A 15,804-nucleotide genomic window follows, 5' to 3' on the forward strand; every position below is an offset into this window, starting at 1 on the left:
GGATGAACCCGAAAGCTCACGAACCCGCTAGTTTACCTGCTCCCGGCCCTGACGCGCTCGCGCAGTCCGAAACCCTCGCCGCGCAACTGCGCGACGAGATCGCGGCGGCCGGCGGCTGGCTGCCGTTCGACCGCTTCATGGAGCGTGCGCTGTACGCGCCCGGCCTCGGCTATTACAGCGGCGGCGCGCGCAAGTTCGGGCGCCGCGCCGACGACGGCAGCGACTTCGTGACGGCGCCCGAGCTGTCGCCGCTGTTTGCGCAGACGCTCGCGAATCCCGTCGCGGACGCGCTCGCGGCGAGCGGTACGCGCCGCGTGATGGAATTCGGCGCAGGCACGGGCAAGCTCGCGGCCGGGCTGCTCGCCGCGCTCGATGCACTCGGTGTCGAGCTCGACGACTACCTGATCGTCGACCTGTCCGGCGAACTGCGCGAACGGCAGCGCGACACGATCGCGGCCGCCGCGCCGGCGCTGGCCGGGAAGGTGCGCTGGCTCGATGCGTTGCCCGAGCGCTTCGAGGGCGTGGTGGTCGGCAACGAAGTGCTCGACGCGATGCCGGTGCGGCTGTTCTCGAAGGCGGGCGGTGCCTGGCTCGAGCGCGGCGTCGCGCTCGACGCACGGCACGCGTTCGTGTTCGACGACCGGCCCGCCGGGCCGGCCGGGCTGCCGCCGGTGCTCGCGGGGCTCGACGTCGACGACGGCTACCTGACCGAGACGCATGAAGCCGCGCTCGCGTTCACGCGCACCGTGTGCACGATGCTCGCGCGCGGCGCGGTGCTGCTGGTCGACTACGGCTTTCCCGCGCACGAGTTCTACCATCCGCAGCGCGACCGCGGCACGCTCATGTGCCACTACCGCCACCATGCGCACGACGACCCGTTCCTGTACCCGGGCCTGCAGGACATTACCGCGCACGTCGAATTCACTGGCATCTACGACGCGGGCATCGCCACCGGCGCGGACCTGCTCGGCTACACGTCGCAGGCGCGCTTCCTGCTGAACGCGGGCATTACCGACGCGCTGGCCGCGATCGATCCGTCCGACATCCACCAGTTCCTGCCGGCCGCGAACGCGGTGCAGAAGCTGATCTCGGAAGCCGAGATGGGCGAGCTGTTCAAGGTGATCGCGTTCTCGCGCGGGATCGACGGCACGCTCGACGCATTCGCGCGCGGCGACCGCTCGCACGTACTCTGACCGGAGCCCGGGATGCTGCGCTGGCTGATGGCGTCGTTCGTCGCGGTGATGATCCTGCAGCGCTGCTGGCCGTGGCTCGGCAAGCTCGGCATCGGGCGGATGCCGGGCGACGTCACGCTGACGCTCGGCGGGCGGCGCTACCCGTTCCCGTTCATGTCGACGCTGGTGCTGACGATGCTGGTGTCGCTGGTGGCGCGGCTGCTCTGATGGCCGGTGTCGATGATGGCGCGGTGACCTCGAACCGCGCCGCACGCGGCGCGTCGCGTTCGGGCCGCGGCGCGCGTGACGGTTCGGCGCATTACAGTTCGATTTCGCCGAGGATCCGGTGCGCCAGCGCCTTCGCCTCGTCGAACGCTTCTTCCTCGCTCGGGCTCGTCGTGTGGACGTCGTAGCGCATGTTCTCCGTCTCGTCGCCGTCGTCCCGGGCGAGGAGCACGTAGCCCTGGTACTGCCCGTTGGCGGAGTGCTGCGTATGCGCCTTGGCCGTGTAGATGCCCTTGGTGAACGTGTTCGTGTCCATCGTGCCTCTCCCGCAATAGGACACTTCATCGTAGCACTGCGGCGCAGCATGTACAGCGCCGCTTATCGGCGACCGATCAGCGCGCCGTCGTCATTGCGTCACCGTTCGAGCAGCGCCACGACCTCGTCGAGCGTCGGCGCGTGCGCACCCGTATGCCGGCACGCGGCGGCGCCCGCCGCGAGCGCGAATTCGAGATGCGCGCGCCACGACCGTTGCGGCGCGGCCATCAGGCTGAACAGCATGCCGCCGATCGACGCGTCGCCCGCGCCGACGGTGTCGACCACCTCGACGCGCGGCGGGCTGGCCTCGTGCACGTCGCCGTCCGCGTAGAGCGTCGCCGCCTGCGCGCCGCGCGTGACGAGCACAGCAGCGCGCGGGTTCAGCGCACGCACCGCCGCGACCGCGTCGGGGCCGTCGCCGCCGAACAGGTGGCGCAGGTCCTCGTCGGACACCTTGATCAGGTCGGCGAGACCGGCCATCTTCTCCAGCGTCGGCCGGTACGCGGCCGTCATCAGGTTCCGGTAGTTCGGATCGAAGCTGATCTTCACGCCGCGCGCGTGCAGGTCGGCCGCGAGCGCGACAAGCGTGCCCGCGAGCGGTTCGCGCACGAGACTGATGCAGCCGAAGTGCGCCCATTGCACGTGGTCGGTCCAGCCGGCCGGCAGCCGCGCCGGGTCGAACGCGAGATCCGCGCTCGCGTCGCCGATGAAGAAGTACGCGGGCGGCCGCGTCTCGTGGACGATCGCGAGCAGCGGTGCACGCGGGACGCGCTGCAGGAAGCGCAGGTCGAGCCCGGCTGCCTCGCTGGTGCGCCACAGCACGTCCGAGAAACAGTCCTCGCCGATCGAGCCCGCGAGCGCGCTCGGCACGCCGAGCCGCGCGACCGCGCGCGCGACGTTCCAGCCGGCGCCGCCCGGCACCGAGGTCCACTGCGCGTCGCCCGCGCGCACCATGTCGGTCAGGATGTCGCCCGCCGACACGAAAGCCGGAAACGTGCGGCCGCTCATTGGGTCGGCTCGCTGCGCGCCGCGCGTGCCAGGGTCGCGAGCACGTCGTAGCACGCGCCCATCGTGTGATAGTCGGTCTTGCCGGCCGGGCTCTTTTCGTCGCTGTACTTGCGGTTGTCGCAGGTGAGGATCCGGAACCACGCGCCGTAGCGGTGATCGACGAAATGTGCCCAGCTATAGCGCCAGATCTCGTCGTACCAGTCCCAGAAGCGCTCGCTGCCGGTGCGCGCGCCGAGCATCGCGGCCGCCGCGAAGGTTTCCGCCTGCACCCAGAAATACTTGTTGTGGTCGCAGATCGTGAAGTCGGGGCCGAAGCCGTAGCACAGGCCGCCGTGATCGGCGTCCCACGCGTGCGTGAGCGCCGCGTCGAAGAGTTCGGCCGCGCGCGGCACGAGCCAGTCGAGCGGGCGGTGCCGTTCGAGGAGCAGCAGCAGCTTCGCCCATTCGGTCTGGTGTCCCGGCTGGAAGCCCCACGGACGGAAGATGTTCGAGCTGTCTTCCTTGTTGTAGTCCCAGTCGACCGACCAGTCCGCATGGTAGTGCTCCCACACGAGGCCGCCCGACAGCGCGGCCTGGCGCTGCGTGATGTGGGTCGCGAGCTTTTCCGCGCGGTCGAGGTAGGTGAGGTGGCCGGTCGCCTCGTAGGCCGCGAGCAGCGCTTCGGTCATGTGCATGTTCGCGTTCTGGCCGCGGTACGACGACACCATCCAGTTCGGCGTCGCGTCGTCTGCGTAGAGGCCCGCGGCCGCATCCCAGAAGCGGTGTTCGGCGAGCTCGTAGGTCGACGCGATCAGCGCGCGTGCTTCGTCGATGCCGGCCATCGTCGCGTGCGCGGCGGCCAGCAGCACGAACGCGAGCCCGTAGCAGTGGCGCGTGCCGTCGAGCGTCGCGCGCTTCGCGCCGTCGCGCCATTCGAGCTCCCAGTCGTAGCCCTGCAGGTCGTCGTCCCAGTGCGCGTCGCGCAGGAAGCGCAGCCCGTGGCGTGCGTAGTCGAGATGGCGCGGATCGCCGAAATGCCGGTACGCCATCGCGTAGTTGAAGACGAACCGGCAGCTGCTGACCAGGTGCCGCGACGTGCGGTTGTAGATGCTGCCGTCGTCGCGGAAGTAGTGGTAGAAGCCGCCCGTCGGGTCGAACGCGTTCGTCGCGTAGAAGCGCAGCGTGTCTTCGACGTGCGACAGCAGGAACGACGGGTCGCGGAAGCTCGCGACGAACGGCGCCGCTTGCGCGTGGTTGGCCGGCGTGGCCGTGCGGGATTGGACCGGGGGCATGTTCATGATTCGGTGACCGTGGCGGTATCGAGCGCCGGTGAGCCGGCGGGCTGGCTGCTGGCCCGCACGATCAGCTCGACGGGCAGGGAGATCTCGGTGCGTTCGGGCGCTTCCGCGAGCAGCAGTTCGACGCCGCGGCGGCCGAGCGCTTCCTTGTCGACAGCGAGCGTCGTGAGCGGCGGGTTCGCATGCGCGGCGGCCGGGATGTCGTCGAAGCCGACGATCGCGATGTCTTCCGGAATCCGCACGCCGCGCGCGATGCACACGCGCTGCGCGGCCAGCGCGGCGGCGTCGTTGTACGCGAACACGGCGTCCGGGCGCGGCCCCGGCGCATCGAGCAGCTGCTGCATCGCGCGCGCGGCGCCGGTGTCGGGGTCGAGCCCGGCGTCGATCGTCACTTCGTACGCAGGATCGAACAGTCGCCCCGCTTCGAAGAACGCGCGACGGTAGCCGATCGCGCGCTGCGCGATGCTGTAGTGCGCGGCCGAGCCGCCGATGAACGCGATCCGCGAGCGGCCGATGGCGAGCAGGTGGCGCATCGCGAGCGCTGCGCCCGTCGCGTTGTCGATGTTCACCGAACGCAGCCCGGGCGCCCACAGGTCGATCAGCACGAGCGGGCGGCCGGTCGCGGCGAGCGCCTCGATCGTTTCGGGCTCGATGAAGCCGGCCACCGCGATCGCGTCGGGCGCGTGCGGGCGCATCTGGCGCAGCACGTCGTCGTTCGGGCCGACGGTGAGCAGCGTCGGCACGATGCCGCGCTCGCGGCACGCATCCTCGACGCCGTGCAGCACGTGCGAGAAGAACGGGCTGGCGGGAAAGCGGTTGTGCTGCCGGTGCAGCAGGAAGGTGAGCCGGCGGATGCGCGGCCGCAACTGGGCCGGGTCGTAGCCGAGCCGCTGCGCGATCTCGACGATGCGCGCCCGCGTGGCCTCGGACAGGCCCGGCTGGTTTTTCAGCGCGCGGGAGACGGTGCCGATCGAGACCTCTGCCGCCCGCGCTACGTCGCGAATGGTGGTGCCCATCGTTCGGGGTCCGGTTTGTTTAGGGTGACGGCGATTGTATAGTAAAACTTGACACGTAATTCGGGCCGGATAGCCGGGGAATACCCGAAAATAACGGGTTTTCGAGCGCTAATCTGCGAAAACGCCGTTACTAAAAATACTAAACAAAACGCGGAAAAGGCAAGGTGATCGCGTGGAATGCGCCGGTGGCGGGAGGCGGTGCGTCGGGCGGGGTCGGATGTGCGGCGCGAAACGGGGCGGGCGGGGCGGTCGGCAGGCCGTCGCCGGGAATGGGGCCGGCGAGCGGGCGCGGCACCGGCGCCCTTGTCCCGGCACGCCGGTTGCCCGCTCCGGCAGGCCGCCCGCCGTTCAGCCGCCCGCCGCGTGCGGCGGCTCGCCGCGATCGCGCAGCGCGGCTCGCCCCGCGTCCAGATCGACGACCGCGAGCCCGTCCGGCTGCTGTTTCGCGCGCCGCTTCGCGAGCGCCGCGACCGACGCGATTTCGTCGCTGCCGTAGCGCATCGCGCGGTGCGCGCCGGCCGGCACGCCGACCGCGCCGATCGCCATCGTCACGAAGCTGAAGAACGCGGGGTTGCCATGGCGGTCCTCGCCGTGCAGCCCGCCCGCCAGCCGGTCGGCCTGCGTGTAGAAGCGCTGCGCGCCGTCGTTGAAGCGTGCGATCGCGTCGGTCGCGCGCGTGAGCCAGTCGTCGCGCTGGAACAGCACGAGGAAATCGTCGCCGCCGACGTGCCCGAGAAAGTCGCGCTGCGGATCGCACACGCCGGCCAGCACCGTCGCGGCGAACTTCAGCACCTCGTCGCCCTGCCAGTAGCCGTACTGGTCGTTGAACGGCTTGAACTGGTTCAGGTCGACGTAGCACGCGTGGAAGCCGGCGTCGCGCGCCAGCAGGCGGTCGATATGCGCGCTGATCGGGATGTTGCCGGGCAGGAACGTCAGCGGATTCGCGTAGCGCGCGGCCTCGATGCGCATCTCGGTCACCGCGCGCACGAGGCTCTCGCCGGTGCCGAGCCCGACGTAGCGGCCGTGTTCGGTGATCACGAAGCCGTCTGCTAGATAGCGCTGGTCGTGGGTCGCGAGCAGCATCGCCAGCTGCTCGACCGGCGTCGCATTGTCGATCATCAGCGGCGCGTCGTTCGCGAACTGCAGGCACGGCTTCTTGCCGAACACCTCACGGTGGTACGGCAGCGCGAAACGGTCGATGAAGCCGTGCCGATTCACGAGCGCGACCGGCCGCCCGCGTTCGACGAGCGCGACCGCATGCAGGTCGGGCATCCGGTTGAACAGGTCGAGCACGTCGTTGCTGGTCGCATCGCGCGGCAGCGCCGGCGCGGCGACCAGCATCTTCGCGGCGATCGTGCCGGCCGGCCGCGCGGTGCGCGTCGCACCGGGAAACACCGCGATGTGCGGGGTGCGGATCGCGTCGCGCGCGGCCGGCGCGACGACCGGCGACGGTCGCGCGTTCGGCCGGCCGAGCAGGAAGCCCTGTACGCAGCAGATGCCCATGTCGCGCACGACGATCAGGTCGCATTCGTTCTCGATCCCTTCCGCGATCAGCTGCGCGCCGCTCGCGTGCGCGAAATGCTGCATCGCCCTGACGGCCTCGAACTTGAGCGGATCGCGCGCGATGTCGTGAATGAAGAAGCGATCGATCTTCACGACGTCGGGATGCAGGCGCAGCCACAGGTTCATGCTCGCGTTCGCGGTGCCGTAGTCGTCGAGCGCGAACTGGATGCCTGCGTCACGCAGCGACGCGACCGCCGGCCCGATGCGCGCGACGTCCGGCAGCGCGGTCTGCTCGGTCAGCTCGATCACGATGCGCTCGGCGCCGATCCGCGCACGGCAGAGCAGCTGCCGCGCGCGCTCGCGTTCGCGCGCGAGTTGCAGGATCGTGCCGGCGCTGAAGTTGAGGAACAGCTTGCCGGCGCAGCCGAGCGCCGCGAACGCGTCGAGGCAGGTGAGCGCGGCCGCCTGTTCGAGCGCGACGGTCGTGCCGTCGCGGGCAGCCTGCGCGAACAGCGCGGCGGGCGGCTCGAGCTCGGTGCCGCGCGGGCCGCGGATCAGCCCTTCGTAGCCGACGACCGTGCCCGACCCGAGGTCGACGATCGGCTGGAACACGGCGGCGAGCGCGCGCTGCGCGATCAGGCGCGTCGTGGGGGCAGCAGCGGAGTCGGGGTGAGGCGCGGGCATGGGTGAGGGCGAGGGCGGCCGAAGCGACGGGACGCCCGACTTTAACGGCAGCGCGCGTGAGGAATTGAATGAAGATTTCGTGACGCGATGCGCGTCGATGGTGCATGCATCGCGTGGTGGCGTGGGGTTACGGTGGAGGGGGAAGCGGGAAGCGGGAAGCGGGAAGCGGAAAGCGGAAAGCGGAAAGCGGAAAGCGGGAAGCGGAAAGCGGAAAGCGGAAAGCGGAAAGCGGAAAGCGGAAAGCGAAGGGCGAAGGGCGGAGGGCGGAGTGCGGGGTAGATAAACCGGCGCGGCAGGCCCCACCCGCCGCGCTTTCCCGCGTCAGCGCTTGCCCGCGTTCAGCGCGCCGCGCCCGCGTGCGGCGCCGGCCACACCATCCTGACCGTCGCGCTCGCCGCTCATGTCGCGCGCGCCCCAGCGCTGCGCGAGCGCCGCGCACGCCATCAGCTGGATCTGGTGGAACAGCATCAGCGGCAGCACGATCGCGCCGACGGCCTGCGCCGAGAAGATCACCTTCGCCATCGGCACGCCGGCCGCGAGGCTCTTCTTCGAGCCGCAGAAGATGATCGTGATCTGGTCGGCCCGGTTGAAGCCGAGCCGTTTGCTGACGAACGTGGTCAGCAGTAGCGCGATCACGAGCAGCACGACGTTCACGACCAGCAGGCCGCCGAGCGCGCGCGCCGGAATCTGGTGCCAGAGCCCCTGGTTCACGGCCTCGCTGAACGCGACGTAGACGACCAGCAGGATCGAGCCCTGGTCGACGAAGCGCAGCACGCCGCGATTGCGCTCGATCCAGCCGCCGATCACGGGCCGCAGCAGCTGGCCGGCGATGAACGGCACCAGCAGCTGCATCACGATGCTGCCGACGGTGCTCCACGGCGACGCGGCCGCGGCCGACTGCGACGTGATCATCAGCCCGACGAGCGCCGGCGTCACGAAAATGCCGAGCAGGCTCGACGCGGACGCCGCGCACACGGCGGCCGGCACGTTGCCCTTCGCGATCGACGTGAACGCGATCGACGACTGGACCGTCGACGGCAGCGTGCACAGAAAGAGCACGCCGGCATACAGCGTCGGCGTGACGAGCGGCTGCAGCACGGGCTTCAGCGCGAGGCCGAGCAGCGGGAACAGCGCGAACGTGCTGAGCAGCACGACCGCGTGCAGCCGCCAGTGGGTCGCCCCCGCGACGACGGCTTCGCGCGACAGCTTCGCGCCGTGCAGGAAGAACAGCAGGCCGACGGCGATGTTGGTCGCCCAGTTGAACGCGTGGGCGGCCGCGCCGCGGCACGGCAGCAGGCTCGCGAGCACGACGGTGCCGACGAGCGCGAGCGTGAAGTTGTCGGGAAGGAAACGGGGACGGGCCATCGGGAACTCGATTCGGAAACGGCGGGCGCGCACCTCGCGCGCGCGAATCCCGATATTGTCCCGGTTGGTCATTCAATACACAAATTCATTGTGTGAATCGATTGATGATTCATTTGCATGCAGCTGCGCCGTAACGGCGGCACAACAGCGGCCTGCCGACGAGGCCCGCCGATGCGCAAAACGGCAGAAGAATGTTCTGTCCGGCTCGCCCGCCGAAGTGAAAAAACCTAGCAGTAACATGGTGTTACACCGATGCCCGCGACCTAACACTTTTTGGCTCGACACCGTTTCGGACCGCTCATAAATTACTGCTGAAAGGCTTGCGTCGGCCGGAAACAGCCGGCGGCGAGCGGTAACAGGCTCTGAAAGATGACGGAACGGGTGAAACTGAAGGTCGGACGATGGGTGGCAGGCGCGCTCTGCGCGTTGCTGGTGCCGGTCGCGCTCGCGCAGCCGCCGCACGGCGGTCATGCGTTCGGCGGCCACGGTTTCGGCGGCGGCGACATGCGCGGGTACGGCCAGCCGGCCGGCGGCGCGCCGGTCTGGCGCCATGCCATGCCGCCCGGCGGCGCACGTGCCGGCGGCGTGAGCGGCTACGGCTCGCGCTGGGGGCTGCGGCCGACGCCGTCCTACGGCCACTACGCCGCGCAAAGCCCGTATCGTCCGATCAGTGCCGACTCGCGGCAGATGCCGCGCCCGCCGGGCGGTGGCAACGTGCCGCTGCGCACCGGCTCGATCCGCGCCGATGTCGCGCGCTACAACGAGGAGCGCGGTGGCCGTCCGATGCCGCCGCCCCGCTCGCAGGAAGAGCCTGCGCACTCGCCGTATTTCTCCCCGTTCTACCGAAACTGAGCGCCCCGCGCGTTCGTCCCTCGCCGGCTGATGCGAATTCGCCACAGTCGCGCGCAGATTTCCGCTGATTTTCCCGCCGCATTGCGCTATCTTTCGCGCCCGGCACGCGCGTGCCGCGCGGCCGTCCCGCCGCGTGCCCGCCCCGCGCGGGGCGGCTGTGGCGTGCCCGGTCACGTGTCGATTCCGCAAAGTTAATGCCGCCGCTATACCCGCAATAAGTGTGCGCAATTTTGACCGGACGAATGATCCGTAAAGATGGCTGCGCCCCATACGACGCAAGCAATCGGCTCCAAAAAACAACGCTCGCGCCACTTATCGACTATTCGACAATACCTGGAGATCCCATGAAAGCATTCGCTCGCCGTGCGTCGCGCACGTCCGTCAAGCTGATCGCCGCGACCGCCTGCGTCGCGGCAACCGTACCCGTCCACGCACAGTCGAGCGTATCGCTCTACGGTCAGGTCGACGAATGGGTCGGCGCAACCAAGTTCCCGGGCGGCAATCGCGCATGGAACGTGTCGGGCGGCGGGATGTCGACGTCGTACTGGGGCCTGCACGGCGCCGAGGATCTCGGCGGCGGCTACAAGGCGATCTTCACGATGGAGAGCTTCTTCCGTGCACAGAACGGCCAGTTCGGCCGCTTCCAGGGCGATACGTTCTTCGCGCGCAACGCGTATGTCGGCGTCAGCTCGCCGTACGGCACGGTGACGGCGGGCCGTCTGACGACGCACCTGTTCCTGTCGACGATCCTGTTCAACCCGTTCTACGACTCGTACACCTTCTCGCCGATGGTGTACCACGTGTTCCTCGGCCTCGGCACGTTCCCGACCTATCCGAGTGACCAGGGCGCGGTCGGCGATTCGGGCTGGAACAACGCGCTGTCGTACACGTCGCCTTCGTTCGGCGGCCTGAATTTCGCGGCGATGTACGCGCTCGGCAACCAGGCCGGCGACAACCGCTCGAAGAAGTGGAGCGCGCAGTTCAACTACGCGAACGGCCCGTTCGCGGCGACCGCCGTCTACCAGTACGTGAACTTCAACAGCGGCCCGCAGGACCTGAGTTCGCTGGTGACCGGCATGAAGAGCCAGGGCATCGGGCTGGTCGGCGCGACCTACGACCTGAAGTACGTGAAGCTGTTCGGCCAGTATATGTATACGAAGAATGACCAGGTCGCGGGCAGCTGGCACGTGAATACCGCGCAGGGCGGCGTGTCGGTGCCGCTCGGCGTCGGCAACGCGATGGCGTCGTACGCGTACTCGCGCGACGGGGGCGGCCTCGACCAGACGCGCCAGACCTGGGCCGTCGGCTACGACTATCCGCTGTCCAAGCGTACCGATGTCTACGCTGCGTACATGAACGACCACATCAGCGGCCTGTCGAGCGGCAACACGTTCGGCGCAGGCATCCGCGCGAAGTTCTGACGATTCGTTCGCCGAACGCGTACACCGCGCTGCGCGACCGGCCTGCCGGTTCCCGCCCCGAAACGGCGCCGCCATCCGCGGCGCCGTTTTGCCTTTGTTGACCTTCTTGTTTCCTCACCTTTGTTACCCTATCTCGTAATTGCATGATTCCCAGGAATTGCGAGCTAGTTCGATGGATACCCTCGTCAGCATGAATGTGTTTCGCTACGTCGTCGAAGTGGGCAGCTTCGTCGGCGCGGCCGAGCGCATGCAGATGTCGGCCGCGATGGCGAGCAAGCACGTGATGCATCTCGAGCAGCAGCTCGGCGCGCGGCTGCTGCATCGTACGACTCGACGTGTCGCGCCGACCGAGGCGGGGCGCGAATACTATGAGCGCCTCGTGCAGGCGCTGTCGGAACTCGACGAAGCCGGACAGGCGGTCGGCGCCGCGAGCGTCGTGCCGCAGGGCCGTTTGCGCGTGACGTCGCTATCCGCGTTCGGACTGCGACACGTGATGCAGGCCGTCACCGATTACGCGGGCCGTTTCCCGGACGTGACCGTCGACATGACGCTGTCCGATCGCGTGGTCGACCTCATCGAGGAGGGCTACGACGTCGCGGTGCGCGCGGCGCCGAACGGGTTGAAATCGTCGTCGCTGGTCGCGCGGCAGATCGCGACTGCGCACATTTTGCTGGTGGCATCGCCTGAGTATCTCGAGAAGCACGGCACGCCACAGACGATTGCCGATCTCGCGCACCACAACTACCTGCGCCGCGATTCGAATTCGACGATGCTCGATTCGCTGGTGATCGACGCGGCCGCCGCGTCGCGCGTGAACCTGCACGGCAACCTGATCGTGAACCATCTCGAGGGGCTGCGTGCGGCCGTGCTCGCGGGCGCGGGCATCGCGTTGCTCGGCACCGAGGTGGTCGGCGACGACATCGAATCCGGCCGGCTCGTGCCGGTGCTGCTCGATTCGGTGCCGCCGCACGAGGCGCCGATCTATGCGGTGTACGCGAGCCGTCGTCACGTGTCCGCGAAGGTCCGTTCGTTCGTCGACTTCCTCGCCGCGCGCTTCGAAGGGCAGTCGCTGTGCCCGTCGATCGAGTCGCGCCTGCGCGTGCTGCCGATCACGCGGATCAAGCGCGCCGGCTGACCGGCGTCGGCCGCCCGCAGGCGGACATGAAAAAAGCGCGAGCCGTTGCGGTTCGCGCTTTTTCGTTTGGTCGGACGTCATGCGCAGCGGCGGGGCCATCCCGCTGCTGCGTGCGTCAGCGTGCGATGCCGAGCCGTGCCTTCGCGTCGTCGTACTCGCGCTTCAGGCGCTCGACGAGCGCGCCGACGCTCGGCAGGTCGTCCATCAGGCCGACGCCCTGACCGGCACCCCAGATGTCCTTCCACGCCTTCGCCTTGTCGCCGCCGAAATTCATCTTCGACTTGTCCGATTCCGGCAGCGCCTCCGGATCGAGGCCGGCCTTCTCGATGCTCTCGCGGATGTAGTTGCCGTGCACGCCGGTGAAGAGGTTCGTATAGATGATGTCTGACGATTTCGCGTTGACGATCGCGCGCTTGTAGTCCTCGACCGCGTGCGCTTCCTGCGTCGCGATGAAGCGCGTGCCCATGTACGCGAGGTCGGCGCCCATCGCCTGCGCGGCGAGGATCGAGCCGCCGTTCGCGATCGAGCCTGACAGCACGATCGGGCCGTCGAACATCTTGCGTACTTCGCCGACGAGCGCGAACGGCGACGTCGTGCCCGCGTGGCCACCGGCGCCGGCCGCGACGAGGATCAGCCCGTCGACGCCGGCTTCGAGCGCCTTCTGCGCATGGCGCAGGTTGATCACGTCGTGCAGCACGATGCCGCCGTAGCTGTGCACCGCGTCGACGATCTCGCGCGCCGGCGCGCGCAGGCTCGTGATGAAGACCGGCACCTTGTGGTCGACGCACACGCGCACGTCATGCTCGAGCCGTACGTTCGACTGGTGGACGATCTGGTTGACCGCAATCGGGCCGATCACCGCGTCCGGGTGTTTGGCCTTGTGGTCGGCGAGCTCCGACTGGATCTGCGTGAGCCACTCGTCGAGCAGTTCGGCCGGACGGGCGTTGAGCGCGGGGAATGATCCGACGATGCCCGCCTTGCATTGCGCGAGCACGAGTTCGGGGTAGCTGACGATGAACATCGGCGACGCGATGACGGGCAGCGTCAGGTTCTGCAGGACGGCGGGCAATGCCATGTGATGTCTCCAGTCTCGAGGGGCGGCCGGAACCGGCGCAGTCGCGCCGACGCCGGCATCATGCTTGGCGGTCGAACGGTACTTTGAGTGTAGTAGTGCGGCGGAGCGTTCATATTAATACGAACGGTCGTGCGATTCTACGCGAGCTTAACAAAATGCGCGGCGGCGCGACAATCGAGTGAGTGTTCTCTTTCTAGGTATTCGGGTATGTGCTGCGCGCTGAAGTTCGCCGCGCGCTCCTACAATAACCGCCATAACAAACCAACGAGAAACAAACCATGTCGTTTGAGGCGTTTGCACCGTTTCGCGTGACGGTGCAGGACACCGATATCTTCGGTGTCAAAGGAGGCGCGGGCCCGCCGCTTCTGCTGCTGCACGGCCACCCGCAGACCCACATGATCTGGCATCGCGTCGCGGCGACGCTCGCGAATCACTTCACGGTGATCGCGACCGACCTGCGCGGCTATGGCGCGTCGGGCAAGCCGCCGAGCGACGCGCGGCATGCGCCGTATTCGAAACGCGCGATGGCGGCCGACCAGGTCGCCGTGATGCGGCATTTCGGCTTCGCGCAATTCCACGTCTGCGCGCACGATCGCGGCGCGCGCGTCGCGCACCGGCTCGCGCTCGATCACGCGGCGGCCGTCGAGCGGATGATGCTGCTCGACATCGCGCCGACGCTCGCGATGTACGAGCAAACCGATCGTGCGTTTGCGACCGCGTATTTCCACTGGTTCTTCCTGATCCAGCCGGAGCCGCTGCCCGAGACGCTGATCGAAGGTCGCACCGATGCGTACATCGAGCGCGTGATGGGCAACCGTTCCGCCGGGCTCGCGCCGTTCGCGCCGGCGGCGCTCGCCGCGTATCGCGCTGCGCTCGCGCAGCCGGGCGCCGTGCATGCGATGTGCGAGGACTACCGTGCGTCGGCGACGATCGATCTCGAGCACGACCGCGCGGATCTCGAGCGCGGCAACAAGGTCGCGTGCCCGCTGCGGGTGCTGTGGGGCGCGAACGGGATCGTCGGCCGCTGCTTCGATCCGTTAGACGAATGGCGGCGCGTTGCACGCGACGTCAGCGGCCGCGCACTCGAGTGCGGGCACTACATTCCGGAGGAGGCGCCCGTCGCGCTGATCGACGAGTTGCTCGCGTTTTTCGAGGCGCGCGACGCGGCCGCGTGAGCGGCGCTACGCGCAGCGGGTAGGGGCTAGCGGGTAGCGCGGCGAGCGTCGCGCGTGGTGCGTCGACGGTCAGCGGCGCGCGGCGTCGTCTTCGACGAGCGGCGGCAGGCGACGCGGCACGGGCGTCGATTTCACGATCGCCGTACTCGTTTCCGCGCGCTCCGTCACCTTCGACAGGATGTCGTCGAGGTGCTCGATCGTGCGCAGGTAGAGGCGGCAGATGAAGCAGTCCTCGCCGGTCACCTTGTCGCATTCGACGAATTCCGGGATCCGCCGCAACACCTCCTCGACGAGATGCAGCTGTCCTGGCAGCGGCTTCACGCGGACGATCGCCTGCAGCGTATAGCCGAGCGCGCGCGGGTCGAGCTCGACGGTGAAGCCCGCGATCACGCCTTGCGCTTCGAGGCGCCGCACGCGGTCGGCGGTCGCGGGCGCCGACAGCCCGATCTGCCGCGCCAGTTCGCTGGTGGCGATGCGTGCGTCCTCGGCGAGCGCTGCGAGGATCGCGCGGTCGGTCGCGTCGAGTGACGTGACGGCGGGCGGGGTAAGGCGTTTCGACATGATCGCTTTGCTTTCGAAGGTGAATCGGCGCTTTCGCTTCAGTTTAGCCGTGGATGCACGGAAAGCAAGTTCCTAGAATCGAAGTCATCCTCTCTCGTCAAACGGAGTCCATGATGGCCTCGAACGAAATCCGCCGCGGTGCCGCCGAGATGGTCGTCGCGATGCTGATGTCCGGCACGATCGGCTGGCTCGTGATGTCGTCGCAGCAACCGCTCACCAACGTCGTGTTCTTCCGCTGCCTGTTCGGTGCCGCGACGCTCGCGATCGTCTGCGCGGCGCTCGGCTTCCTGCGCCGCTCGCTGTTCTCGCCGCGCATGCTCGCGCTTGCGACGCTCGGCAGCGTCGCGATCGTCGCGAACTGGCTGCTGCTGTTCGCCGCGTATTCGCGTGCGTCGATCTCGATGGCGACCGCCGTGTACAACACGCAGCCGTTCATGCTCGTCGCGCTCGGCGCGATCGTGTTCCGCGAACGGATCAGCGCATCGACGATCGCGTGGCTCGCGCTCGCGTTCATCGGGCTGGTGTGCGTGGTGCGCGTCGAACCGGCCGTGCTCGCGGTGCCGGGGGAATATCTGGAAGGCGTCGCGCTGTCGCTCGGCGCGGCGTTCCTGTACGCGGTGTCGTCGATCGTCACGAAACACCTGAAGGGCACGCCGCCGCACCTGCTCGCGCTGCTGCAGGCCGGCCTCGGCATCGTGCTGCTCGCGCCGTTCGCGCAGTTCGGCACGTTGCCCGCGACCGCTGCGCAATGGCTCGATCTCGTCGTGCTCGGCGTCGTGAACACGGGTCTGATGTATGTGCTGCTGTACGGCGCGATCCAGAAGCTGCCGGTTGCGATGACGGGCGCGCTGTCGTTCGTGTATCCGGTGGTCGCGATCATCGTCGATCGCGTTGCGTTCGGGCAGACGCTCGCGTGGACCCAGGTGCTCGGCGCGCTCCTGATCCTGCTCGCGGCGGCCGGCGTGAATCTCGGCTGGCGCATCGTGCCCGCGCGTCGCGAGGCGGTCGGCAACTGAAACG

15 protein-coding genes are annotated in these 15,804 nt (G+C 68.5%); 7 read left to right on the forward strand and 8 right to left on the reverse strand.

Translation table 11 applies throughout. The features are described 5' to 3' along the window. Window positions 1–2 precede the first annotated feature (2 nt). A complete protein-coding gene (locus GEM_RS02295; RefSeq protein ID WP_014895840.1) occupies window positions 3–1,193 on the forward strand; it encodes a class I SAM-dependent methyltransferase in 1,191 nt (396 codons plus the stop codon). Between the two features lie 12 nt (window positions 1,194–1,205). Further along, window positions 1,206–1,400, forward strand: a complete 195-nt coding sequence (locus GEM_RS02300; protein WP_014895841.1) for a DUF2905 domain-containing protein — start codon at window positions 1,206–1,208, stop codon at window positions 1,398–1,400. A gap of 91 nt (window positions 1,401–1,491) precedes the next feature. Here GEM_RS02300 and GEM_RS02305 read toward each other — a convergent pair whose 3' ends face one another. The 6 genes from GEM_RS02305 to GEM_RS02330 form a co-directional block, all read right to left on the reverse strand. After that, window positions 1,492–1,713 (reverse strand): hypothetical protein, encoded by a 222-nt coding sequence (locus tag GEM_RS02305; RefSeq protein WP_014895842.1) that lies wholly within the window; start codon window positions 1,711–1,713, stop codon window positions 1,492–1,494. 98 nt (window positions 1,714–1,811) lie between these two features. Beyond that, on the reverse strand, window positions 1,812–2,720 hold the full coding sequence (locus GEM_RS02310; protein WP_014895843.1) for a carbohydrate kinase family protein: 909 nt from the start codon (window positions 2,718–2,720) through the stop codon (window positions 1,812–1,814). After that, on the reverse strand, window positions 2,717–3,997 hold the full coding sequence (locus GEM_RS02315; RefSeq protein WP_014895844.1) for an AGE family epimerase/isomerase: 1,281 nt from the start codon (window positions 3,995–3,997) through the stop codon (window positions 2,717–2,719). Before GEM_RS02315 ends, GEM_RS02310 begins: the two co-directional genes overlap by 4 nt. Further along, window positions 3,994–5,013: a LacI family DNA-binding transcriptional regulator gene (locus GEM_RS02320; protein ID WP_014895845.1), complete on the reverse strand. Its 1,020-nt coding sequence runs from the start codon at window positions 5,011–5,013 to the stop codon at window positions 3,994–3,996. Before GEM_RS02320 ends, GEM_RS02315 begins: the two co-directional genes overlap by 4 nt. A 348-nt stretch (window positions 5,014–5,361) precedes the next feature. Continuing rightward, on the reverse strand, window positions 5,362–7,200 hold the full coding sequence (locus GEM_RS02325) for an EAL domain-containing protein (protein WP_014895846.1): 1,839 nt from the start codon (window positions 7,198–7,200) through the stop codon (window positions 5,362–5,364). Between the two features lie 321 nt (window positions 7,201–7,521). Then, window positions 7,522–8,565 (reverse strand): bile acid:sodium symporter family protein, encoded by a 1,044-nt coding sequence (locus GEM_RS02330; protein WP_039317735.1) that lies wholly within the window; start codon window positions 8,563–8,565, stop codon window positions 7,522–7,524. Window positions 8,566–8,934: 369 nt separating this feature from the next. On the opposite strand from GEM_RS02330, the gene GEM_RS02335 reads away from it, so the two are divergent. The 3 genes from GEM_RS02335 (at window position 8,935) to GEM_RS02345 (ending at window position 11,973) form a co-directional block, all read left to right on the forward strand. Then, window positions 8,935–9,417: a hypothetical protein gene (locus GEM_RS02335; protein WP_014895848.1), complete on the forward strand. Its 483-nt coding sequence runs from the start codon at window positions 8,935–8,937 to the stop codon at window positions 9,415–9,417. A 344-nt stretch (window positions 9,418–9,761) separates the two neighbouring features. Beyond that, the gene (locus GEM_RS02340; protein ID WP_014895849.1) at window positions 9,762–10,838 is read left to right on the forward strand and encodes a porin; all 1,077 of its coding nucleotides are present in this window, start codon (window positions 9,762–9,764) and stop codon (window positions 10,836–10,838) included. 172 nt (window positions 10,839–11,010) lie between these two features. Continuing rightward, window positions 11,011–11,973 (forward strand): LysR family transcriptional regulator, encoded by a 963-nt coding sequence (locus GEM_RS02345; protein WP_014895850.1) that lies wholly within the window; start codon window positions 11,011–11,013, stop codon window positions 11,971–11,973. Window positions 11,974–12,088: 115 nt separating this feature from the next. Here the strand turns inward: GEM_RS02345 and GEM_RS02350 are convergent, their stop codons facing one another. After that, window positions 12,089–13,048, reverse strand: coding sequence for an NAD(P)H-dependent flavin oxidoreductase (locus tag GEM_RS02350; protein ID WP_014895851.1), 960 nt, complete (start codon window positions 13,046–13,048; stop codon window positions 12,089–12,091). Between the two features lie 278 nt (window positions 13,049–13,326). Here GEM_RS02350 and GEM_RS02355 point away from each other — a divergent pair, with 278 nt between their 5' ends. After that, on the forward strand, window positions 13,327–14,223 hold the full coding sequence (locus GEM_RS02355; protein ID WP_014895852.1) for an alpha/beta fold hydrolase: 897 nt from the start codon (window positions 13,327–13,329) through the stop codon (window positions 14,221–14,223). Window positions 14,224–14,292: 69 nt separating this feature from the next. On the opposite strand, the gene GEM_RS02360 is transcribed toward GEM_RS02355, so the two are convergent. Next, complete coding sequence (locus GEM_RS02360; protein ID WP_014895853.1) at window positions 14,293–14,784, reverse strand: Lrp/AsnC family transcriptional regulator; 492 nt, start codon at window positions 14,782–14,784, stop codon at window positions 14,293–14,295. Window positions 14,785–14,897: 113 nt separating this feature from the next. On the opposite strand from GEM_RS02360, the gene GEM_RS02365 reads away from it, so the two are divergent. Continuing rightward, window positions 14,898–15,800 carry a DMT family transporter gene (locus GEM_RS02365; RefSeq protein WP_014895854.1) on the forward strand — a complete coding sequence of 301 codons (903 nt, stop codon included), beginning with the start codon at window positions 14,898–14,900 and terminating at the stop codon, window positions 15,798–15,800. The last annotated feature ends 4 nt before the right edge of the window (window positions 15,801–15,804 follow it).

Source organism: Burkholderia cepacia GG4 (assembly GCF_000292915.1).
Lineage (GTDB): Bacteria > Pseudomonadota > Gammaproteobacteria > Burkholderiales > Burkholderiaceae > Burkholderia > Burkholderia cepacia_D.